The following is a 21850-nucleotide window of genomic DNA, read 5'->3' on the forward strand; positions in this document are numbered from 1 at the left end:
CTTCACTCCGTGCTTGCGGGCCTGCCATTTGTTACCCGGCAGTGGTTTGCCTGCAAACCATGAGAGGGCCCCGTCGCCGAGGAACTTGATCCCGGTGCTGTCCACTGCCCGGCAGTGCATTGCGGCCTCGGAGAAGACAGGCGGGGACCGGGCCGGCCCTCATGCGGCGCAAGCCAGGTCATCTCCTTGTCCTGCCACCCTCTTGCACATGCGGGCATGTGCTGCCGGGCAATGGATCAGCAGGGAGCCACGCTGCCTCAGCGCGGCGTTGTAGCTGGGCCAGTTCGTCGTGCGGTAGCGGGCGGGTGAGGGCTTAGTCATGCAGCCCATCTAACCACATGGATTCACGACGTGAATCCTTCGAAGGTCGAGTTCCGCAACAACGCCGATTTCTTTACCTCGGCGGTGGGAACCCTTTCGCGCAGAACCCGCGCGGGCGTCCCGCCGGCGATCACATCCGGGGGTATCGGCCCGGTGACGACTGAACCTGCTGCGACCGCAGTTCCGGTACCGATGGTGACCCCGTCCATCAGCACCGAATGCGTGCCGACCCAGATGTTGTCCGACAGCACGATGCCTCGGGCGCGATCTTCGCGCAGCGAGCGGTTGATAGTCTTGTCGAACCGGTTGAGGTCGTAATTTCCGCCCCCGACTACATAGGTATAGGCGCTGATCAGGTTGTCCGCACCTATGCGCACCTTGCTGCAGGAAAAGATTTCGGCATTGAACCCGATATTGGCCCTTTCGCCAACGTCGATGTCACCATCCTTGCAACTCAGAATCGAATTGCGGCCAACGAAACAGTCGTTGGCAATCGCGATCCCGGCGTTTGACGCGCCCTTGGCATCAAGCATCACGTTGTCGTCGATGATCACCCGGTTTCCCAGCCTGATCTTGTGCGGATGGCGCAGCGTGACATTGCGCCCGAAGACAACGCCCCTGCCGCATTCGCCGAGCAACAACGGATACAGTTTGCCGCGAAGCACCAAACCCAGCGCGCCGGGGATGGAGCTGACGAAAAGCATGATCAACTCGTACTTCACAAGCGGCCACAGGTCACGCGATCCGACGACCATGTCCTGATATTTCTTCATCGCACTGGTTTTGCGGCCTGCGACCTCATCCTGAACCTTGAACGTGATTTCACTCATGCGCGCCCCCTCTTGCGATACGCTTCTGTTTGTTGGAATTCGCCCATCGTCATGCCTCACGAAGCCGCTGGACCCCGTCAAGGACGTAGAGCGCCGCGCCGAGCATGGAGGTCGCCAACAGCTGGGCGCGCAGCAACAACGCCACCGCCAGGCCGTGTTCCAGCTCGGCCCCGACGGGCAGCAGCAGAACGGAAAATGCCCATTCCCACACGCCGATGCCGCCCGGCGTGGTCGGGAGCGCGGCAATGATAAGAATGATTGGGGCAACCGCCCAAAGCGACACGAGGTCAAGATGCAGCCCGAGAACCCGCGCCGTGATGTAGATATTGGCCACCGTCAGCAGGTGATACAGCAGGGAATAGGCAAAGCTCTGGAAGACGATGCCGGGCGTGGTCCAGAAACTGGCCAGTGCGGTGCGCATCTGGTCCAGCCTTTCCACAAGGCGCGCTCCGTGCGGGTGTTTTTTGGCTTTCCTCTTCAGCGGCGCGGTCAATCGTTCAGGCGACCAGATCACGGCCACCAGGGCAAGGCATCCGCCCGCGATGATCGCAATGGAGCCGCTGACAAGCAGATCGTCGTGAATAGACGGGGTTGCCAGAAATCCGATGACCGCCAGCGCCACGAGGGTCAGCAGGCCGGTCAGCCGTTCCAGAAGGACCGCCGCAAATGATTCAGCCTGCGATCCGATACGTCTACCGACCATATAAGAGCGCGCCAGATCGCCGCCGAGGCTACTCGGCATGAAATTGTTGAAGAAATAGCCCATGACATAATAGCGCATCAGGCTGGGCAGACCGATGGCGCATGCCCTGTAGCGCAGAAGCACCCGCCATTTGAGACAGCTGGCCCAGATCAGCGGAACGGGAATTACCAAAACGATCGCCAGGCCAAGCGGTGACAGCCCGGTCAAAAGCGACGTGGCTCCTTGCCAGACGTCTTTGCGGGACAGCAGCAGCAGCACAAGACCGATCCCGAGGATCAGTTTTATCGAGAAAGCCAGACGGGACCTGTTCATTCCGCTACCCTTTTGTAAATTTGACGCAAAGCCGGTCCTGCCACGCGCCGAAACTGACCCGGTGACGGGGCGTCGCCCGCGCGGAACACGCCGTCGCGACAGCGCGTCTAGTGGCCGTTTCGTTGCAGACAGACCACCGCGGCGGTTTTGACGAGGATCATCAGATCCATGCCAAAGCTCAGGTTTCGAACATATTTTGCGTCAAGGTTCATCCGCTCGTCATAGCCGAGATCATTGCGACCAGAGACCTGCCACAGCCCGGTGATGCCGGGGCGCGCCTTGGTATAAGGATGCGCCCAGCCGTAATGCTCCGAGATCTCGTCCGGCGTCACCGGACGCGGCCCGACAACGCTCATCTGACCCACGAGGACATTGAAGAACTGGGGAAGCTCATCGAGGCTGAGCTTGCGCAGGGTTGTGCCCACGATCGGAATGATACGTGGATCCTTGCGCAGTTTGCGCGTCTGTGAAAATTCCGCTGCGGCGGCGCTGTCGGCTCGCAGCAATTCGGCAAGACGCGCGTCGGCATCCACAACCATCGTTCGAAATTTCAGGCAGGGAAACAGACGGCCATCCAGGCCCACACGCTGGTGAGCAAACAGCACCGGCCCCTTTGTTCCCAACCGGATGAGCAGAGCGATGACCAGCATGGGCAAAGCCAGAGAAAGCAGCGCCAGAGTTGCGAAACAGATGTCGAACACGCGCTTTGGAATGCCGCCAGCCGACCGGATGGCGAAGGCGCGTCGGCGATTGCCCGCGCGGTTTGCTGCTGGGCGTGGAACTGGTAGATGTTGACTAAAATTGACCGCGCTATCCGCGCCACAATCTGAAATAGTCCTTTCAGATGATGCGCGTTCAAATGATTGCTTCGACATAGCACACTACCCAATCACACAAAAAACAGGGCGGGCTGAACAAAAAAAGCGCGCCGCCAACATCTGAAAGATACAACCAGCAATATCCACAGAAAGCTACGCCATAAATATCCGAAACTCAACCCCGCTCGGGTGTCGTATGCCGGCAAGGGAATGTTTCGCCGCGCAAGCAGAGGACCCGGTACCGCGCCTCCGTGACGCGCGGGAGTTCCCTTGCATGTCTGGAATTTGCAGCGTTCCGCGCTAAATAGGCAGCGGTTTTCGATGGTGTTGTCATCTTATAGCCGTTGCCGGAAAGCGGGGCGACGGGCGGCGTGAAGAAACGATCTGATTGCGGGGCGAACCCGGAATCCGGTAGCCAGATGGCCGCTCTTCATCCGCAAGAAAGCCGCGCCTCGCCCAAATTTTCGGCGTGAGCCCGGCAGGACGGGCGATAATTTTCCGCACCGTGGCGGATTCGGAATGATCGCGCCCGACGTGGCCGAATCGGGGAACCTTGACGCGACACATTCAACGCGCGGGGGCATCAGCGGGGCCGCCATAGCGCCCGAACGGCATGACCTCCGCCGCTTTGCTCGGCAGGTTTTCGCCCCTTACTTCGGCGTTAACGACGAATTAACCCAATGCGTGTATAATAGAAGCTTCAGAACCCGATTGTTTCCGTTGTTTGGGGGGTTTCATGGCTCGGCGTTTGTTTCAGACCGCAAAGGGTACCACTGGCCAGGGTGGATGCTCTTCATACATGACCGATGTATTCGGGCATTCTGGTCGATCTACCGGGCCAAGGCGTGATTGTTGCGAGCTTTATGCCGCTTCTCAACCTATCGGCGCATTCGTTTCGGACCATATATCTTGTAAGTTTCGCCACGCATCCCTACTAAGAAAGGATTGCGGATACGAGCTTCAGAGCGGCTTTTTCAGAACAATCCGCGCATTTGACCATGACAGGGATCGGAACATGAGGCACTTGTTCATCAGCGCGCCGATCGTTGCACTCGGGCTCAGCGTCGTGCTGTTCCAGTTCGGTGCCGGCTGGTGGTGGATCGCCTGCGCCTTTTTCCTGACGGCTCCGGCACTTATTGGTCTCGCTGTTTTGCTCTGCAATACCGTGCTGCCCTGCTCTGGTCGCGACTCGGAAGACTAAGCCAAAACCGCCTGCTTCGCCGACCACCGTGGGCTGATTTGGCATGGCGTCGAAATATGCCGCACTCCGGGGCGGTCACCGTACCAAGCTTGCATTTGCACTTTGTCGAGTCGCAGACCTGTGCCAGCCTCTCTGCATTGATCGAATGCATTGGAGGACAGGGATTTTGCGGGCTGACTTTGTGCATCTCGACACGCCGCCGCCCAATGCGGTGCTGCAAATTGCGGTCGATACCCACGTTCACCTCTATCCCGGCGCGGATGCTGGCAGGGCGTTGACGGCGGGCTTTGGCAATCTGACCGCCGCGCGGCAAAACGCCGACAGGCTTATGCTGGTTCTCACAGAAACATCGCGTGACTGCGCTTTCGAAGACTTGGCGGCCGGCCGTCGCGTGGCCAGAGGCTGGTCATGTGACCGGGTCGCGGCAGATCCAGCCGCGCTGCGGGCCACGAACCTGAGAAAAAATAGCCAGGGGCTGCTGTTGCTGGCCGGGCGGCAGATTCAGACGCGCGAAGGGATCGAAGTTCTTGCCCTTGCGACCAATGAGCGCTTCGAAGACGGTCTGCCGATCCGCACGGTCCTTGCCCAGTTGCACACTCGGCGAATTCCCGCCGTGCTGCCTTGGGGTGTTGGAAAGTGGTTGGGCAGACGGGGCGCAGAGGTGGAGGACCTGCTGGCCGGGGCAGGGGGGCATGGTCTGATGCTTGGGGACAACGCGGGCCGCCCCCGGATCTGGCGGACGCCGTCGCTTTTTTTGCAGGCAATGCGGGATGGGGTGCCGGTCCTGCCCGGTTCCGATCCGTTGCCGCTGCCCGGCGCAGAGGAAGGGATCGGCGCGTTCGGATGCCAGATCGACGCCCCTCTGGACGAGACGCGCCCCGCATCGTCCCTGCGTGAGCATCTGTTCACCCTGCGCGGGCAACCCGTCCAGATCGGTAAACGACGCGGGCTGCCCGCGGTGGTAAGCGAACAGATCGCATTGCGCCGTCGCAGGATTCGGACAACGCGGGCAGGGGGCATATCGTGAAACGCGCCACGCTTGAGGCACTCGGGGATGACCCGTTCGATGTGCTGGTGATCGGCGGGGGCATTTATGGCCTGATGGCCGCGCGCGATGCGGCGATGCGCGGCCTGCGGACCGCGCTGGTCGAGCGTGACGATTTCGGCGGCGCGACGTCACATAACTCGCTGAAGCTGATGCACGGCGGCATTCGCTATGTCCAGCATCTGGATATCTCGCGGCTGAGGGCGTCGGCACGGGAGCGCGCCTTCTGGCAGCGGGCTGCCGCGCCGGTGTGCCAGCCGATGGATTTCACCATCCCACTGTTCGGTCATGGCATCCGCGGACCCGAGGCCTTTGCCGCGGCGGCTGCGCTCTATACGCTGGCATCGACCGGGTTGCGCGGACCGCTGTATCACGGCGCGCGTGCGATCGGCGCGAAGGCCGCGCGTCGACGCCTTGGAGCCTTTGCACCCGAAGAAAGGGTGAGCGGGGGCGGCATCTGGCGTGACGGGCAGTTGCAGGATGTGAACCGACTGCACATGGCCTGCTTGCGGGCGGCGATTGATGCCGGGGCGCTGGCCGCCAACTACATGGAAGTCTCGGCGCTTGGCGGTGACGGTGATCGTGTGACTGGCGTGCATCTGCGCGACCGCCTCACAGGGGCCGAGGGCGCAATTCGTGCCGGCGTCACGCTGTCCTGCACCGGAAAGGCGGCTGCGGCCCTTGCTGGCCCGCATCTGCGTGATCGGTCCCTGTTTACGGGGTTTCTGCGGGCGACGAACCTTGTGATCGACCGCGACACCAGGACGAGCGGGATCGGGGTGGTCAGTCGCTCGCGATCCGACGCGGTGGTGGAGCGCGGCGGGCGCATGTATTTTTTCACCCCGTGGCAGGGCCACACGATCATCGGGACACATGAAAGCAGCGCCGAGGGTGCGGCGGATGCGGATATCGACGATTTATTGACCGAGCTTCAGTTTGCATGCCCGCGGTTGGGTCTGTCGCGCAAGGATGTTGTCTGGGTGCATCAGGGGCTGATTCCGGCGGACATAGATGACAGCCGTGGCGCCGTGCAGCGGCAGACACGCGGCAGTCTTCTGGATCATTCGGCGCAGGGGTTGGACGGCCTGATCAGTGTGGCCGGGGTGAAATACACCACGGCGCGGCTGATTGCCGAACGCGCGGTGGACGCGGCGCTGCGCCAGCTGGACCGCGACGCGCGGCCCTGCCGCAGCTTTGAAACGCCGCTGCCGGTGGATACCAGCCCCGACCCTGATCCGCGCAGCGACGAACCCGAGGTGCTGGCAGCACGGTTGCGCCAGGCCGCGCGGGGGGAAATGGCCGTGTCGTTGCAGGATGTCGCGGTGCGACGCACGCTTTGGGCCGAGACAGGCCTGTCGCAGGCACCCGGCGTGGAAGACCGTCTGCTCCGTGCTGCCGCAATTGCGGGCATTCCCGCTCAGCCTCCGTTGAGGGACTGAGCCGATAACGGCCTAAACCAGCACGAAATCGTCGGGCGTTATGTCCGCCAGCGTGACGCTGCGAATGTCGGCAAGCGTCTGCGCAAGAGCGGGCGAGAAGAGGGCGAGGTGGACGTCCGAACCGTTGGGTGTAAGCTGGACGTAGCCGCTTGCCTCTGCTTCGTCCCAGCCGTAGGCCAAAACGATTGCACGCAGGTCGATCACGTCACCGTCGCCTGCCGCGCCGCTGAAATTGTCGATGCGGTCCGTCGACCCGTCCAGCGCATCCATCGAAAACCGGAACACGTCCGCGCCGGATTGGCCGCGCAGGGTGTCGTTGCCGGCGCCGCCATCCAGCACGTCGTTGCCATTGTCGCCCCGCAGGAAGTCGTTCCCGTCGCCGCCGTAAAGCGTATCGTCCCCGCCGTTGGCAATGATGCGGTCGTCCCCGCCCAGGGACAGGATCATCGTGCCGTCGTTGCCGTCGCGCAAATCGTCTTCAGCTTCTGTGCCGACCATGGCGCCCGGCGGTGTTGTCGGCTCGGTGGTGTCCATGGTGATGGTCGGGCCGGGAATGTTCGCTGCGTTGCCGTTGCCGTCGGTCGCCGTGACCGACACGGTCAATGCGCCGTCCGCAAGGCTCGACAGGTCCAGCGTGACAGCGCCGTCTGCCGCCAGCGGTGCGGCGGCGTTGTCCACCGATCTTCCGGCCCCATCGCTGACGCTCACCACCGCCGTCGCGTCGCTGTCCAGCCCTGACACCACGAAGGTTGCATGGGTTTCCTCGCCAAAGGTGATCGCCGTGTCGGGCGCGGTGACGGTCAGGTTGCCATCCGCATCCGCCGATGTGTCGGGCGCGGTGTTCACCGTCAGCGTCGGGCCGCTGACGGTGCTGGCGTTGCCGCTGGCATCCGTCGCGGTCACCGAACTGGTCACCGGCCCGTCGGCGACGCCGGTCAGGTCGAAAACAACCGCGCCGCTCTCCAGCACCGTGCGGGTCAGATCGGTGCCCCCGGCGCCCAGCGTGACGACTGCCGTCGCATCCGCATCAAGCCCCGACAGAGTGACCGTCACTGCCGCCATCTCGCTGGCGTCGATGTTGGTGTCTGGCGCGGTCAGGCCCATGTTGCCATCGTCATCACCGCTGTCGGGCGCGGGGCCGGACGAGGTCAGCACGATCTCTCCGGCGGCAAACATCGCGTCGAAGGTGAAATCGCCACCCGACCGGACAAGAGCCAGGGTGATCCAGGATGTTCCGGTGCCGCCGGCATCGACCTGCAACTCGCCGACGGTGCCCGCCTTCCAGACCCGCACATGGTTTGCAAGCTCGGCGGCGCCAAGACCGTCCGGGACGATATCGCGCAGTTCGATCGCGTCGCCCTCTGCGGCGGTGAAATCCTTGATGTCGTCGACAGACCCATCAAGATCGGCGGCGGTGATCAGGAACAGATCGGCACCGGCGTCTCCGGTCAGCGCGTCGGCGCCAAGCCCGCCGACAAGGGTGTCATCGCCCGTGCCCGCCTTCATCGTATCGTTTCCGGCGTCACCGAACAGCCAGTCGTTGCCAGCCTCGCCCTTTATGTTGTCGCCGCCCGCAAGACCGGCGATCACGTCGCTGCCCGCCGTCCCTTTCAGCGTGTCGCCGCCGCTGGTTCCGCTCAGCGTGGGATCTGGAAAGACCGGAGGTTCGGCAGAGGACATGGTCATCGCCGGGCCAGGCAGGTTGGCGACGTTGCCGTTGTCGTCGGTCGCGGTCACCATGACCACCAACGCGCCATCCGATAACCCCGACAGGTCAAGAACCACGTCGCCGTCGCCCGCCAGAGGTGCGGCGCTGTTGTCCACCGATCCGCCGAGGTTGTCGCTGACGGTCACCACGGCAGTCGCGTCGGCGTCGAGACCAGAAACAGAGAACACCACCGCGGATTGCTCGCCCAGCGTGATGTCGGTGTCGGGCGCGCTGACGGCAAGGTCGCCATCCGCATCGGCGGTCGCGTCCAGCGTCTTGGCAAGCGTCAGGGCCGGGCCGCTGGTGCTGGCAACGTTGCCCGCGCCATCCGTTGCGGTGACCGACACCGCAAGGGGGCCGTCGCCCAGGGTCGACAGGTCGAGCGCCACGGTGCCATTGGCCGCCAGCGGCGCGGTCGCGTTGTCGACGGATCGGCCCAGGCTGTCGGTGACGGTGACCACAGCCGTCGCGTCCGGGTCCAGCCCGGTGACGGCAAACACCACGGCGCGGAATTCGCTTTCGCTGATTTCGGTGTCGGGGGCGGCGACCGCGAGATTGCCGTCTTCATCCGCCGACGTATCGGGGGCGGCGTCCAGTGTCAGGGTCGGGCCGTTGACGGTGCTGGCGTTGCCGCTGCCATCGGTCGCCGTGACCGAGGTGGTGACCGGCCCGTCAGGCAGCCCTGTCAGGTCAAAGGTCAGATCGCCGTCCACCGACGTGGTCCGGGTCCGGAGGTTGCCGCCAACCATCAGCGCGACAACCGCCGTGGCATCGTCATCAAGTCCGCCGAGCGTGACAACCACCGCGGTTGCCTCGGCAGCGTCGATCACGGCGTCGGGCGCGCTCAGCGTCATGTTGCCATCGTCGTCGCCGCTGTCCGGGGCCGGGCCCGCGTCAAGGATCAACGCGTTCGAGGCCAGCATTTCGGCCTTCGTCACCCCATAGATATACAGGAATTTCTGCAAGCCGTCCGGCGTGTACAGCGATATCCGCAGATCGCTGCCGGCGCTGTCCTGAAGCAGCAGTTGGTCCATCAGTTCGGACGCGGTCCAGCCGAATGCGACACCGATCTCCGACAGGTCGAGCCTGTCACCTTCGGCGACCGAAAAATCGAAGATGGAATCGCGTGAGAAATCCAGATCTTCGGCCCGGTAAAAGAACGTGTCGGCGCCGGTCCCGCCGTACAGCTTGTCCAGCCCGGTGCCGCCGTAAATGCTGTCGTCGCCACCGCGCCCATACAGGACATCGCGTCCCGCAAAGCCTTGGATCACGCGGCCTGCGTCCACGTCGTACAGCAGGTTGTTGGCGTCATCGCCCAGCAGGTCGGCATCGCGGGTAAAGGTCTGGGTGAATTGGGTCGTGGCCAGCGCCACATCCGACGCAGCCACACCTTCAAGAAGCGCCAGAACGAAGCTGCCCGAAGCCGTGGAAACCGACACTTCGGCCCCGCCGGCCGAGTCGGTGATCGCGACATTCGCGGCAACCTGGGCGTCATCCCAGGCAAGCGAGTCGATGATCGCCCCAAGATCCACCACATCGCCGTCCGGGGCGGCATAATCGACGATCGTGTCGGTCGATCCGTCCAGCGCGTCCAACCCAAAGGCATAGATGTCCTTGCCCGCGCCGCCCTCAAGCGTGTCTGCCCCGGCGCGGCCTTCCAGGTAGTCGTTGCCGCCTGCGCCGCGCAGGATGTTGGCCGCCGCATCACCGCCCAGTCGGTCGCCGGCCTCGCCGCCGGTTACCTCGACCGCTGCCGGCAGCGCATTGAGCAACTCGGGAAAGCCCGTGCCGTCCAGTCCGATTTCAGCCCGAAGCGTGTCGTACAGCGCCTCGGCATAGATCATGTAGGCATATTCCGAGAAATGAATCAGGTCGTAGGTCAGATCGCCTATATCGGTGACCGGATTCTCAAACAGCACCAGCGTCGGGTGCGCCGCCTGAAGCGACCTCACCGCATCGCGGATGCCCGCCACATAGGTTCCATTGCCCGCGTCCCCCGCCACCGCGACACCATCGACCATCGAATAGCCGTCGTTGAGAAACTCAGCCCAGTCGGGATCGACGCCGCCGCGCGCCTTGGGCGGCAGGGTCGACACCACCAAATACCGGTTTTCGCTGCCCGCGAGAGCATAGAACTGTTCGACCGCGGCTACGGTGTCGGCGACGATCTGCGGCAGGTCATCCGACAGCAGGTAGGCTTCGCCGTTGTTATGATAATCATTGGTCCCGGCAAGAAACAGCGCGATATCCGGGTCGTATTCCTCAAGCGCGTAGGTGAAATCGGACGTGCCCGATGAGTCATCGACGATGGCAGACAGGTACTTGCCGGCAACGCCGTGGTGATCGCGGTCCAGCAGGGTGTCCGGGCCGTTCTGAAGCGCCCCCACATAGTCGACCCAGCCGCCGCCGCCCAGCACCCGTTCGAACAGGTCAAGACGATAGCCATCCAGCACGGTGCGGTCTTCGGGCACCGGAAGGTTGCCGTTTACCATGCCTTCGGTCAGAGAATCCCCGATGGGCAGAATGCGCAGCGCGCGCATCCATGTGCCCGCTGCCATATCGACCACCAGCGCCTCGGTCTGGCCCGCGAAGGACACGGCGCCGCCCCCGCTGCTTTCGACCGTATAAGGGGTGTAGCTTACCGATGAAATGCGGGCCTGCGCGGTCGCATCCGGGGTGATGGGACCGTGCCAATGTTCAAGTTGCTCAGCCCCGGTCCAGATGCTGGCATACACCCGCATTTCTTCGTCCGGCACGGCGATTGCGGCCGTCGCGCCGTCGATCCCGAACAGAAAAGTGCTGTCGGCGTACCAGCGAATTCCGTCGGGCATCCATTCGATCTGATAGGTGTGCATCGCGCTTGCCGCGTCAAACCCCAGCGGGATCTGCACGCTGCCGGCTTCGCCAAGGTTGTTGCCGCCGTGGTAATAGTTGATGTTCATCACGGTGGTATCGTGGCCGAGAAACTCGATATCGATCTCGTTGTGTTCATCGGCGCCGAAATAAACGCTGTCGAACAGAAAGAACGCCGACACCACGCCGGACACGCCCGCAGCCTGCATCTGCACCTCGTATGTGCCGTAGCCGAAGCTGTCATTCGACTGGATCTCGGATCCGGTGAACGGCTTGCCCAGCAGGTCGGTGCCGTCGAATGTCAGGGCCACTTCGCCCGCGACCGGCGTGACAACGTAGTCTTCGGACCAGGCGGTCTGGTTCCAGTTCGCCGCCATCGCAAAGTCTGAACTGTACCAGGGCGGCGTTTCGTAAGTATCGAAATTTTCGGAAAATATCCTAAGATCAGACATAATCGCTTTTGCACCTCTTACCCAAATACCTGATAACAATCACGCCCGCTGAAAACCTGTGCGGACCGTCACACGACGTCTGAAAAATACTTGCCGCCCGACATTGGGGCGGGATCACATCACTGCCCGAGTGATACACGGCTACGGACGAATCGCGATCTATTTATCACGAATTGACGGAAATTAACCGGCTTCGGTCAAAAACGGGCGATTCTGGGCCGGTGTCGTTCGGATCCAGGACCCGCCGTCAGCGCGCCCACTTGCCGGGGTCGACGATGGCCCGCACCGCGCGGCTTGCGTCATCGTCGGCGCCGGGAGCGGGGCCTTGCCAGCGCAAGATCCACACCGGCCCCGCGCGCTGCGTACTCAGCGACACGCCGGGCACATCAAAGGCCTGCAGCAGCGCGCCGATGCTGTTGTTCTTCGGCCATTGCTTCCACCATTCGACCGACACGACGAACGCCCCGTGAGGATAGGCGCGCACCAACGCCCGGAGCGATGCCGGATCGCTGATCAGGGGGCGCCCGGTGCGGGGGTCGCGGGCAAACTCGGTGTTGTTCATCTCGGGCAACCAGTTGTTGCTGAACACCACGTCGAACCCGCCAAGGTAATAGAGCGCGGACAGATCGTCATTCGTAACGATCAGTGCGCCGTCATCGACCAGGCGCTCTACCTGCGGGCGCGCCTCGCTCCAGTCGGCCACGCGCGTGAGAGGCACAGCGAACCGCCCGAGCATCAGCTTGACCGACGCCGGTATCGCGTCCTGCGTGACGAGTGCAAAGCATGCAATGAACGCGAGCGCGAACTGGGGCGCCCGCCCGTGCCCGAGCGGCCCCCGAAAGCCCCGGAGCGCCCGTTGCATCATGCGCGCCAGCGCGGGCACCAGGACCGCCAGGCCCATGGCCCACAGCGTGAACAGGAACGGGGTCAGGTAATAGATATATCGCACGTTCTGCACCCCCGCGAACGAATGCACGATTAGCCCGACGACCACGAGCGTGGTGCAGAACGCCGCTGGGCGCGGAAAGGACCGCAGCGCCAGAATCGCAAGCAACGGGGTAAGAGACCAGACCGCCGGGTAGAAACGGCTGAAGACCCGGTGATAGGCAGTGACATCGCGGCCCCAGGGCGAAATGGTGTATTTGGCCCAGATCGACGCCAGCATCCCGCTTGCAAACGCTGCCGCAACAGCGGCCAGCAGCAAGGCTGACAAGATCACCAGGATCACCATCCGGTAGCGAAGGCGCAGCAGTATCGGAAGTGCAACAAAGCCCGCCGCCCAGATCGCCAGCCCCAGAACGCCCACCAAAGTGCTGTCCTGAAACAGCTTTGCAGACAATACCGCCGTCAGCGCGACGAGGGTCAACGCCAGACGGGTCGCGGCCTTTCGTCGTGGCGCAAAGAGCTGGTAAACGGCAACCGCTGCGACAAAGAACAGCAAACCGTGCAGCGTGTAAAAGCGGATGGTTTGTGACAGCTGAATGCCGCTGGGCCAGAAAACGACGAAGAAGGCCACAATCCAGCCAACCGCCGGGCCTGCGACCTGCCGCGACCAAAGCGCCGCCGCCGCCGCGCCCAACGAGCCGAACAACACGCCAGGCAGGCGCGCCATGGCAAGGTTTGGTTCACCGGCCAGCCAGAACATCCAGCCCGTCAGGGCGGTAAAGATCGGTGTGCGCTCATAGCTGCCCTGATGCAGGCGCAGGCTGCCATCGGTAAGCCAGCTCTGCGCGGCAAGAATATGATAAAGCTCGTCATAGCTGGGGTCTGCGTAAAGATGCCCCACACGACCGAGCACAGCGGCCAAAAGCACGAAGGCGGAAAAAACCAAGGTGCCCTGACCAGTCCTCGCGATTGTATCGTATTGTGCCGTTCGAAGCATCAAGCTTGTTCCCTGGTCTTCGGTGCTGCGCTTTGCAGGCTGGTGACGCGAACCGGAATAATCCCGGCCCTTGTGGTGTTCTCAAGCAGACACGCGAGGTGCGGGTCGTGCCGCCGTGGGTATGGAATCGTCCTGGCCGGGCATTCGGCGATGGTCGCGCAGCGGCTGCGCTGTGTCGCCTCGCCATGCGAGCCGTGCGATGCTGCACTGTTAGAAATCAATTCGGGCGTCGGGATTATCTCTAATAAGTAAATATGTTGGAAATGAAATGTAAAGGATATAGGTTTAATCCAGAAACAACCTTCGGTGGAAAATACCGCGCGGAAAGGCAATTTCTTTGGCCCTTGTGAAATGATCGTCAATGGAAAAACAGCGTTCCAAAGCTTTCATTTGGCTGCGTGCGTTTGGTTCGGCGCGAGATCGCGCTTTTCCAGCCGTGTGGCGATGATATTCTCCATGAACAAGGTCAGTTTGCGCTTGAAAGCTTCGGGGCTGAATTCGGCAGCCACGCGGCGGTGGGCCTGTTCTGCCAGTTTATTGCGCCGGGCGGAATCGCTTAGCAGGGTGGTGATGCCCCGGGCCATATCCTCGGGGGTTGGGTCGACCAGCAGCGCAATATCGTCGTCCAGCACCTGGGTATGCGTCGGCAATCGGGTGGCCAAAAGCGGGCGACCGCTGTCGAGATAGGAATAGACCTTCATCGGCGTGTTACGCCCCTGGGTGCGGGGCGAGACCACGATATCGGCCTGCGACAGGTAGTCGCCGATCCGCTCGACCGGACGCGGCCCCAAAAAGCTGACCCTGTCCGCCACGCCGAGCTCGACCGCGAGGGTGCGAAGATCGTCGATATGCGAAGGCGTTCCGCCGATGATCACCAGACGCGCCAGCCCTTCGGAACGGGCGAATCCACGGATCAGCAGATCGACGCCCTGATAGCTTTCGAGATTGCCGATATACATGATGACCGGCTCGGCAAAGCTACAATCTCCGGGCGGCGTGGTCGCCCCGGAAATAAGCGTCACGTCTTCCAGCGTCTGTACCGGAAGACCCGGCGCGTAACCCTTTATGAGAACTTCGAGCGCCCGGCAGCAGGTGATCGCGCCGATCGCGCCCCGCGCCCCCCGCGCTTCGGCCCGGGACAGCAGCCCGGTCAGCCAGCCGGGCAGCGAGAACTTGTCGCTCAGTTGCTCAGGGATCGAACTGTCGACATCGTAGATGTAGGGCACCCCGAAAAGCGGTTTCAGCGCGAGGGCAAGAAACGCCGCCTCTTCGACGGCGATCACCAGATCGAAATCGCCGCGCCACAACCGCCATGCCGCCATCGGCAGCATGATGGCATCGCAGGTGGCTTTCTTGAGCGAAAAACCGGGCGGCACGGCGCGCAGCCCGGGCAAGGCCGGAACTCTGGACAGCCGCACGCCGGGGATGTCGGGGTCCCCACCTTCGGCAAAGCAGATGGCGTCGATTTGATGCCCTTGCGCGGCAAGGACCTTCATCAGGGCTCGAACTGCGATGGGCGTACCGCGCGGCACGAAAAACGGCTGCGGAGCGAGAATCAGGATACGCATGGGGTGCCGGTCGCTTGACCGACCGCGTAAAATTCCGGTGCGGCGCAAAGGATTAAACAAGAATGGACGAACGTGCGGGGCAATGGATCTCTCCGAAACAATGAGAGGAAACACAAGGTACGGGGGGTATGGAAGCCCTGCAAAGCCCAGAAGTCAACCGGAACCGCTTTTGACCTGATTGCACAAGCTTGATCGCACTATTCACGGCAACGAAACTGGGCGAGTATCGCAAGCTCATGTTGTTGTGATTTTCTCCGCGGGGTTTTTCTTGTGGCAAGACATTTTCTGGTGAACCTTGGCTCGCTTTCGGGGGCACAGGCGTTCATCATCCTGTCCCAGTTGCTTGTTCTGCCGATCATCGCGCGGCATCTGGACGTCGCGGCATTCGGTGACGTCGCGTTGGCGATGACCGTGACCGTTTTCGCCCAATTGCTAAGCGACGCGGGACTTGGCCGGTCGCTGATCCGCAAGAACAGCTTTGATCCCAAGGAATGGAGCAGCGTCTTCTGGTTCTTGTGTGTGACCGGCTTGTTGCTTGCGGTGGCGCTGCTTCTGATCGCGCCATTCTGGGCCGCGGTGTTCGGCCGGCCCAACGTGGGGCCGCTGATCATGGCGCTAGCGGCGGTGCCGTTGCTGCAATCGCTCTCGGCCGTGCCGACCGCTGTGCTGGAGCGGGAAAAGCGGTTTCCCGTGCTTGCCTCGCTGCGCATCCTTGCGGCCATCGCGGGGTTTCTCACGGTGGTGAGCCTTGCGGTGCTGGGAGCGGGGGCCTGGGCGCTGATTGCACAGCAGGTGGTACTGGCGTTAATTCAGGGCGTCGGCGCGGTGCTGCTCAGCGGGTTTCGCCCGGTGTCGCCGCGCGCGCGGGTGCCGCTTGGCGATCACCTCGGTTTTGCGCGCAATGCGCTGGGCGTGTCGCTTTTGATGACGGCGCAGCGGCAGGTCCCGATGATGCTGATCGGTTACGCCCATGGCAGCACGGCGCTTGGGCAGTTCTCCATGAGCCAACGTATCCAGAACCTGCCGTTGCAAGGTCTTGCGGCACCGTTTGCGCGCATCGCTTTTGTCCACATGAGCGCGGTTCAGCGCGATCCGGCGCAGGTTGGCGATATTTATGCGCGGGGTGTGCTGTTGCTGGGCTTTGTCATCATTCCGCCGGTGGCGTTGCTGGCTGCGATCGGCGAGACCGCCTTTGGCGTGTTGCTGTCCGACGCCTGGATTCCTGCGGCGATGATCTTTGCGCTGGCTTCGCCGGGGATTGCGGTTGAGGCGTCTATTTCCCATGCGGGCGTGCTGTTTCAATCGGTCAACCGGACGGGGTTGCAGTTGCGGATGGTGCTCGAAAGATTCCTGCTTCGGCTGAGCATGGTCGCGATTGCGCTGCCCTTTGGCGTGACGGCTGTCGCGGCAGCGCTTTCGGTTGCGGCGCTGCTGTATGTGCCGCGCCTGTTTGCCCACGTCGGGGGGGCCGTCGCGCTTGAGCCTCGGGCGGCATATGGTGCGCTTGTCGCTCCGGTCCTGCTGGGGCTGGGGGTGTTCCTCGCGGGGCGGGGGCTGGAGGCGGTGACCTCCGGGTGGATGACGCTGGGTTGGGCGGCGCTGCTTCTGATCGCCGCCTGGGCTGGCGCGGCGCTGGCGCTGCGTCGAAGATTGCGCGAGGCCCTTGCCGTCTTTGGGCGCTAAAGCATCCGGAACGGCCACAAACCGCCTTGTTGCATCCGCATCCGCAACGACGACAGGGCGCCGATCCACAGTATCATGTGGAACAGGATGAACGGCTTTAGGAAATCGGCCTCTGTCATGCTGCGCGACAACACGGCAGCGGCGATCGCCAGGAAAAAGATCTGCGAGGTGGTGCCGGACATCAGCGCCCCCCGCGTTACCTGCACCAGCGCCCAGACCAGCGCTGTCATGGCGATGCCCATGCCGATCAGCCCCTGATGCACCGCGATCTCGTAAAATGAATTGTGAAAGTTGAACGAATCTCCGGGCTTTTTGTAAAATTCGACAAAGATCTTACGCACCAGCGGCGATCTGTCATACTGCCAGAACCCGTTTTCGCCGACGCCCAGAAAGGGCCGTTCGGCAATCTGCTCTTCGGCATAGACCCAAAGATCGGTCCGCCCGGTGAGGGTCGAGGATTTGCCGAAATGCGCCAGCACCTTGTCCGCCGGGTTCGACTGCATGTTCGACAGCAGCACCGCCCCGGACGCAAAAGCGATTGCCAGGCCGAAACACAGCGCGGTGATACGGCTCAGGCGCAGGATGCCGCCGCTCAGAAACAGCACCGACAGCAGGATCAGCGCGCCGGTGCCAAAGATCAGCAACACGGCGGTCGCGGACTGGCTGTGAAACGCCATCAGCACCGCGACCGCCGCCATCGCCAGCCCGGACAGACGCAGCGCCCAGGGCGAACCCCGGTCGATGAAAATGCACAGACAGATCACCCACAGCACCACCATGTTCTTGCCCATGGTGTTCTTTTGCTCAAAGATTCCGGTGGAGAGGTCGCCGGTGCCGTAGGCATAAACCACGTTGATCAACCCAATTCCGCCAACCGCGATGAACAGCGAATGCAGGATCGTGCGTTGCCGCATCGTCGCCGCGACCTGATAGCAGATCATGATCGTCAGCGCGAGGTAGACCGCCTTCTTGAACGCGGGCACGGGCTCGACCGCCCACAGCGGCGAGATCAGGCACCACAACGGAAACAGCAGCACCACCCAAGAGCGCGCCATCAGCGCGCAGATGCGCGACTGATCGCGCAGGATCGCCCAGCTGTAATAAAGCGCCAGCGGATAGAGGATCAGTTGGTCCGCGCGGAACTGTACGAAGGTTACAAGGCACCACAACGCGAACAACAGCAGATCGCGGCGTTCATCCGTGATGTGCAGGCGCAGTCTGCGGTCGCGCCGATACAACGCTGGCCCAAGGTTTGTCATCGGGGCGCGGCCCCCTTGTCCCGGATTTCGGGCCGCAAGGAACGGTCCCGACGGCAGCTGGCTACTGCGGATCATACCCCATCCTTTCAAGCATGACAGGGAAGTCGTCCGGTGCCTGCGCGAGATCCTCGCCGCGCAGCCGGGTTTTCCAGCGCCCTACGGAGGCGGCTGAGATCGGGGATTTGACATTGCCGTGATGCGCGTGAACTTCGACATCGCCAAGCCGGGCAGCGGGGGCGGACAGCATCGCGGGGTCGAACGGCAGCGCCGCCCAGTCGCAGATGTCGCAAAAGCTGGCTTGGGGGGCGGTCACCAGGGTCTCGTACGACTGCCGGAACACGTCTGCGCCGGTTCGCGCAAGGGTTTCGCAGGCGCGGTTTGCATCGACCCAGCGCCTGGCGGCGGTCGGGAAGTCCTGGTATAGCCCCGCTTCGACGTAAGACAGGGCAGCGTCGCGACCATCGCGCGTCAGCCACAGGAACTGCGCGTCGGGAAAGGCGGCGCGAAGTGCCGGCAGGTGAAAGGTGTTGTATGGCGTCTTGTCACCCCAGCGGGACGCGTCCGAGTTCTCTGCCTGCGCAAGATACCGGTAGAATGCCGTAATCAACGCAGGCAGCGAACGATCCGACATCCCAAGTGCCTGGATGGCGAAATCATTCAGGCTCCCCAGCCCAAAATCGGCAAAATGCGGATGTTTTTCAAAATGGGCGCAGAACAGCCAGACCTTTTCGCGCCACATCAGCGATTTCAGGCGCGGCCACATTTCGATGATCTCGCCCAGAACAAATGTTTCGGGCGGGATGTGGATGGCGCCTGTCGCCATCAGGACGCGCCGCACCAATGTGTTTCCCGATCGGCCCGAACCGATGACAAACAGCGGCCGCGGGCTGTTGTCACCGCGCAGCCGATTGCGGCGCCGCATGATGGCCAACGCGATTCCCGTCCTCAACCGGTCTCGACGCCCTTTCTGGATGGTTCCGGACGATGAGTTCATCAGCTGAGCCCCTGGGTCTGGCGACGGTAAAGGCCCACGGCCTTGCGAACTGTCCGCATGACCGGATATGCGGCGCCCGCCCGCCCGGCATCGCCGCTGTCGATGCGCAGCGTCTCAAGCCGTGCGGCGACGCCGATGGCCGCGTACCGGCGCACTGCCGTTTCGCGTGCTGCGTCGGCCCGGGTCAACGTGCGTTCGGGGGCGGCGGTCATCCGACGCAGCGCATCGGCCACTTCGTGGGGCTGGCAATAGCAGGCCATGTTGCCGAATGTGGCCTGCAGGCGGGGATCCAGCAGGCAGGGGCGGGCGCATAGCATTGCTTCGGCAATGGTGCGCCCGAAGGCCTCAAGCCAGTTGGGGTGGTAGTGATAAGCGAAAACGTCCAGCGAGTTGAGGAATTGCGCGACGGGTTCGCCACCAAAGGGCAGCACCTCCCACAGATCGGTGCGCGCTCCCCTCGCGATCAACGCTTCGGTCGGGCAGCCGAGAACACGCACTCGGATGCCGTGCGCCGCGGGCAACGCCGCGTCGATCTCGGCGCCTGTTGCGGGGAATTTCAACGGATCGGGCCGCCCATGGCGCCCGATGGTCAGGTCTGGCCCGGACAGCGCACGCCGCGTCGGCGCCAGATCGCCGGGGTCGAACACGTTCGGCCAATCCTCGCTGCTTTGTCGGATCAGCGGTGCAAAGCTGGCCAGTTGCGTCCGCACGCTTCCGGAAATGGGCGCGAACCACGCGGACAGACCGGTGGCCCGCTTCGCACGCCGCAGCGTTGCGACGGGGTCCCATTCCATCGACCCGTCCGCCCGGAACGGCGCATGGTGGGCAACGATCAGTGAACGCCCGGCGGTCAGGCGCAGGCGCTCTTCGACGCCGCGGAAAAATACCAGAGGATGATGCAGAAACGCCAGATCTGCGTGCGCCGCCCGTTCCGGCGACAGCCGTGTCACGCCATCCAGATCAGCCAGCGCCAGCGCCTTGGGGTTTTCGGGGTCGCGCGCGTCGTCAAGATAGCCCGACCGCACGAAGATCAGCCCGACCGTCGCCCCGAGCGCCACCATTGCCGTTACATCGGCCACCAGCGCCGCTGTGCTGCCGCCCGAAAACCGCGGGTCGGCGACCACGAGGATGTCGAAACCCGCGCTCATCGCAGGCGCAGCCTGTGTCCCAGACGCAACGTGATCTCTTTCCCAAGCTTGCCGACCAGATCGGCGAGCACCGGGGGGGGCGCAAGAAAACACCGGACAAAGGCGACCGGATCGGCGGCTTTCTTGGCATCAATCAACTGCCGCCACGCCAATTTCTTGCGCTGTTCCATCATGTGGGCACGCAGCGCGCGGCGGGTATCTCTATCGACGTGCGGCAACGCCAGAAGCGCGCGATCGGCCGTGACGAGCCGTTTATGGGCCGCGCCGGGGTGCTCGGCTGACAACGACCCGCGTCGCACCACGGCGGCATAGCCCACAGGATCGGTCAAGACGAACCGCGCCCCCGCGATCAGCGCTTGCGTATACAGAACGTAATCCTCGCCAAGACGAATATCGGGGGCATAGGTCAGCGCATTGGCGCGCAGAAAACGTCTTTCCATAATCGGCTTGAGAAAGCCGTATTCGCGCCGGCCACCGCGCCAGGACGACAGGTTTCCGGCAACAAAGCGCGCCGCATCCAGCCGCGTGACGCCAAGCGGCGTTTCCGAGATCATCCTGCGACGCGGCCCGTCAAGCGCGCCTTCCTCAAGCCGCCACAGATCGTCGGCGACGAACTGCGCGTTCTCGGCCCGCGCCAGGGCTGTCAGGCGCGCCAGCCGGTCTGGGTCGCAAAAGAAGTCATCGGAATCAAGCACGGTAATCCACGCGCCGCGTGCGATCTCAAGGCCACGGTTGCGCGCGGCCCCCGGCCCCTGATTGTCGGTCTGTCGCAACAGGCGCAGGCGCGGATCGGCGGCGGCGCGTGCTTGGGCAATCGCGGCGGTGCCATCGGGCGAAGCATCGTCGATCACGATCACCTCGACGGGGACGGTTTGCGCCAGCGCGCTGTCGATGGCGCGGTCTAGCGTCGTCTCGGCAGACCACGCGGCGATCAGGACAGAGACGAGCGGATCAGTCATGAGATGCTTCCAGAGCATCGGAACACATAGCCGCGTCCGTCCCGGGCGGGCGGTAGGAAAGACAATGATACGTCACATGGGCGCGCGTGTCGTCCGGCGCTTCGCCTGACCAGGTGTCCTGCGCCGCGGCTCCGCCCCAGATGCTGAGGTATATGCGCTGCGGAATCTGCGGAATCTCGGTGTCGGCGCTGGTGATCCGCAGCAATTCGCGACCATCTACCGACCAGACCAGCCGGTCGGGCAGCCAGTCAAGTGCGTAGAGATGCGGCGCCTCGGCTGCGTCAAAGCCAAGTTCGGTCCATCGCCCAGGCAGCTTCTGCCCGTCGACAAAGCGGTTCAGCCAGACCTTGGTGGTGTCTCGCCCAAGGAACTCAAAATCGATCTCTTCGTGAGTGTCACCGAAAAATGGCCCGGTGTAGGTGAAGAAAGATGAAATCACCCCATAGCCCCGCGCCGCGGTCATCACGACCTCATAGCGCCCGAAATGGGTGCGCTGCTTGCGCTGAACCTCGGCGCCGAAAAAATCCTTGTGCGATTCTTCGGGGGCGGGGACCAGGGACAGCAGGGTGCCGCCCGAAACGGGCCGCGTCACAGAACCGGATTTCCACGCCGTCCGGAAGCTGTCGCGCTTTACGGCAAAATTCGACACGTACCATGCGCCGGCGTCGCCAAGAT

At 63.1% G+C, this 21850-nt stretch carries 16 protein-coding genes and 1 pseudogene; 4 read left to right on the forward strand and 13 right to left on the reverse strand.

Annotated features, from left to right (window positions below):
• The 4 genes and pseudogenes from ATI53_RS24440 to ATI53_RS15695 form a co-directional block, all read right to left on the reverse strand.
• Positions 1-321 (reverse strand): annotated as a pseudogene (locus ATI53_RS24440) (hypothetical protein); the annotation flags it as partial.
• A gap of 23 nt (positions 322-344) precedes the next feature.
• The gene (locus tag ATI53_RS15685) at positions 345-1151 is read right to left on the reverse strand and encodes an acyltransferase (protein ID WP_009507377.1); all 807 of its coding nucleotides are present in this window, start codon (positions 1149-1151) and stop codon (positions 345-347) included.
• Between the two features lie 49 nt (positions 1152-1200).
• Positions 1201-2166, reverse strand: a complete 966-nt coding sequence (locus ATI53_RS15690) for a lysylphosphatidylglycerol synthase transmembrane domain-containing protein (protein ID WP_111550800.1) — start codon at positions 2164-2166, stop codon at positions 1201-1203.
• A 107-nt stretch (positions 2167-2273) separates the two neighbouring features.
• Positions 2274-3041: a sugar transferase gene (locus ATI53_RS15695; protein WP_111550801.1), complete on the reverse strand. Its 768-nt coding sequence runs from the start codon at positions 3039-3041 to the stop codon at positions 2274-2276.
• Between the two features lie 958 nt (positions 3042-3999).
• On the opposite strand from ATI53_RS15695, the gene ATI53_RS15700 reads away from it, so the two are divergent.
• The 3 genes from ATI53_RS15700 (at position 4000) to ATI53_RS15710 (ending at position 6669) form a co-directional block, all read left to right on the forward strand.
• Positions 4000-4185 (forward strand): hypothetical protein, encoded by a 186-nt coding sequence (locus ATI53_RS15700; protein WP_009507373.1) that lies wholly within the window; start codon positions 4000-4002, stop codon positions 4183-4185.
• A 181-nt stretch (positions 4186-4366) separates the two neighbouring features.
• Entirely contained in the window at positions 4367-5212 is an 846-nt protein-coding gene (locus tag ATI53_RS15705) for a hypothetical protein (RefSeq protein WP_152335044.1), read from the forward strand.
• Positions 5209-6669: an FAD-dependent oxidoreductase gene (locus ATI53_RS15710; RefSeq protein ID WP_111550802.1), complete on the forward strand. Its 1461-nt coding sequence runs from the start codon at positions 5209-5211 to the stop codon at positions 6667-6669. Before ATI53_RS15705 ends, ATI53_RS15710 begins: the two co-directional genes overlap by 4 nt.
• Positions 6670-6681: 12 nt before the next feature.
• Here the strand turns inward: ATI53_RS15710 and ATI53_RS15715 are convergent, their stop codons facing one another.
• The 4 genes from ATI53_RS15715 to ATI53_RS15725 all read right to left on the reverse strand — a co-directional run bounded on the left by ATI53_RS15715 (position 6682) and on the right by ATI53_RS15725 (position 15132).
• Positions 6682-11682: a family 16 glycosylhydrolase gene (locus ATI53_RS15715; RefSeq protein ID WP_111550803.1), complete on the reverse strand. Its 5001-nt coding sequence runs from the start codon at positions 11680-11682 to the stop codon at positions 6682-6684.
• 247 nt (positions 11683-11929) lie between these two features.
• Positions 11930-13564: a hypothetical protein gene (locus ATI53_RS15720; protein WP_170134594.1), complete on the reverse strand. Its 1635-nt coding sequence runs from the start codon at positions 13562-13564 to the stop codon at positions 11930-11932.
• Positions 13564-13926 carry a hypothetical protein gene (locus tag ATI53_RS23000; RefSeq protein WP_146609941.1) on the reverse strand — a complete coding sequence of 121 codons (363 nt, stop codon included), beginning with the start codon at positions 13924-13926 and terminating at the stop codon, positions 13564-13566. The genes ATI53_RS15720 and ATI53_RS23000 overlap by 1 nt, the downstream gene beginning before the upstream one ends.
• A 24-nt stretch (positions 13927-13950) precedes the next feature.
• A complete protein-coding gene (locus tag ATI53_RS15725; protein ID WP_111550805.1) occupies positions 13951-15132 on the reverse strand; it encodes a glycosyltransferase family 4 protein in 1182 nt (393 codons plus the stop codon).
• 270 nt (positions 15133-15402) lie between these two features.
• Here ATI53_RS15725 and ATI53_RS15730 point away from each other — a divergent pair, with 270 nt between their 5' ends.
• Positions 15403-16815 (forward strand): oligosaccharide flippase family protein, encoded by a 1413-nt coding sequence (locus ATI53_RS15730; RefSeq protein ID WP_170134595.1) that lies wholly within the window; start codon positions 15403-15405, stop codon positions 16813-16815.
• Here ATI53_RS15730 and ATI53_RS15735 read toward each other — a convergent pair.
• From ATI53_RS15735 to ATI53_RS15755, 5 genes are read right to left on the reverse strand one after another with little or no spacing between them, the layout of a single operon-like run.
• Positions 16812-18149 carry an O-antigen ligase family protein gene (locus ATI53_RS15735; protein ID WP_111550807.1) on the reverse strand — a complete coding sequence of 446 codons (1338 nt, stop codon included), beginning with the start codon at positions 18147-18149 and terminating at the stop codon, positions 16812-16814. The genes ATI53_RS15730 and ATI53_RS15735 overlap by 4 nt on opposite strands.
• Positions 18136-19068 carry a sulfotransferase family protein gene (locus ATI53_RS15740; protein WP_083840754.1) on the reverse strand — a complete coding sequence of 311 codons (933 nt, stop codon included), beginning with the start codon at positions 19066-19068 and terminating at the stop codon, positions 18136-18138. The genes ATI53_RS15735 and ATI53_RS15740 overlap by 14 nt, the downstream gene beginning before the upstream one ends.
• A complete protein-coding gene (locus tag ATI53_RS15745; RefSeq protein WP_111550808.1) occupies positions 19068-20216 on the reverse strand; it encodes a glycosyltransferase family protein in 1149 nt (382 codons plus the stop codon). The genes ATI53_RS15740 and ATI53_RS15745 overlap by 1 nt, the downstream gene beginning before the upstream one ends.
• On the reverse strand, positions 20213-21175 hold the full coding sequence (locus ATI53_RS15750; protein ID WP_009507362.1) for a glycosyltransferase family 2 protein: 963 nt from the start codon (positions 21173-21175) through the stop codon (positions 20213-20215). The genes ATI53_RS15745 and ATI53_RS15750 overlap by 4 nt, the downstream gene beginning before the upstream one ends.
• A complete protein-coding gene (locus ATI53_RS15755) occupies positions 21168-21824 on the reverse strand; it encodes a family 16 glycosylhydrolase (RefSeq protein ID WP_240778608.1) in 657 nt (218 codons plus the stop codon). Before ATI53_RS15755 ends, ATI53_RS15750 begins: the two co-directional genes overlap by 8 nt.
• Between the last annotated feature and the right edge of the window lie 26 nt (positions 21825-21850).

Source organism: Salipiger aestuarii (assembly GCF_003259905.1).
Taxonomy (GTDB): Bacteria; Pseudomonadota; Alphaproteobacteria; order Rhodobacterales; family Rhodobacteraceae; genus Salipiger; species Salipiger aestuarii.

Excerpts from the sequence above, each read along its gene's own strand:
- ATI53_RS15750 (WP_009507362.1), bottom strand. The coding sequence starts at position 21,175 with ATGACTGATCCGCTCGTCTCTGTCCTGATCGCCGCGTGGTCTGCCGAG.
- ATI53_RS15720 (WP_170134594.1), bottom strand. The coding sequence starts at position 13,564 with ATGCTTCGAACGGCACAATACGATACAATCGCGAGGACTGGTCAGGGC.
- ATI53_RS15690 (WP_111550800.1), bottom strand. The coding sequence starts at position 2,166 with ATGAACAGGTCCCGTCTGGCTTTCTCGATAAAACTGATCCTCGGGATC.
- ATI53_RS15740 (WP_083840754.1), bottom strand. The coding sequence starts at position 19,068 with ATGAACTCATCGTCCGGAACCATCCAGAAAGGGCGTCGAGACCGGTTG.
- ATI53_RS15695 (WP_111550801.1), bottom strand. The coding sequence starts at position 3,041 with ATGTCGAAGCAATCATTTGAACGCGCATCATCTGAAAGGACTATTTCA.
- ATI53_RS15715 (WP_111550803.1), bottom strand. The coding sequence starts at position 11,682 with ATGTCTGATCTTAGGATATTTTCCGAAAATTTCGATACTTACGAAACG.
- ATI53_RS15725 (WP_111550805.1), bottom strand. The coding sequence starts at position 15,132 with ATGCGTATCCTGATTCTCGCTCCGCAGCCGTTTTTCGTGCCGCGCGGT.
- ATI53_RS15700 (WP_009507373.1), top strand. The coding sequence starts at position 4,000 with ATGAGGCACTTGTTCATCAGCGCGCCGATCGTTGCACTCGGGCTCAGC.
- ATI53_RS15745 (WP_111550808.1), bottom strand. The coding sequence starts at position 20,216 with ATGAGCGCGGGTTTCGACATCCTCGTGGTCGCCGACCCGCGGTTTTCG.
- ATI53_RS15685 (WP_009507377.1), bottom strand. The coding sequence starts at position 1,151 with ATGAGTGAAATCACGTTCAAGGTTCAGGATGAGGTCGCAGGCCGCAAA.
- ATI53_RS15735 (WP_111550807.1), bottom strand. The coding sequence starts at position 18,149 with ATGATCCGCAGTAGCCAGCTGCCGTCGGGACCGTTCCTTGCGGCCCGA.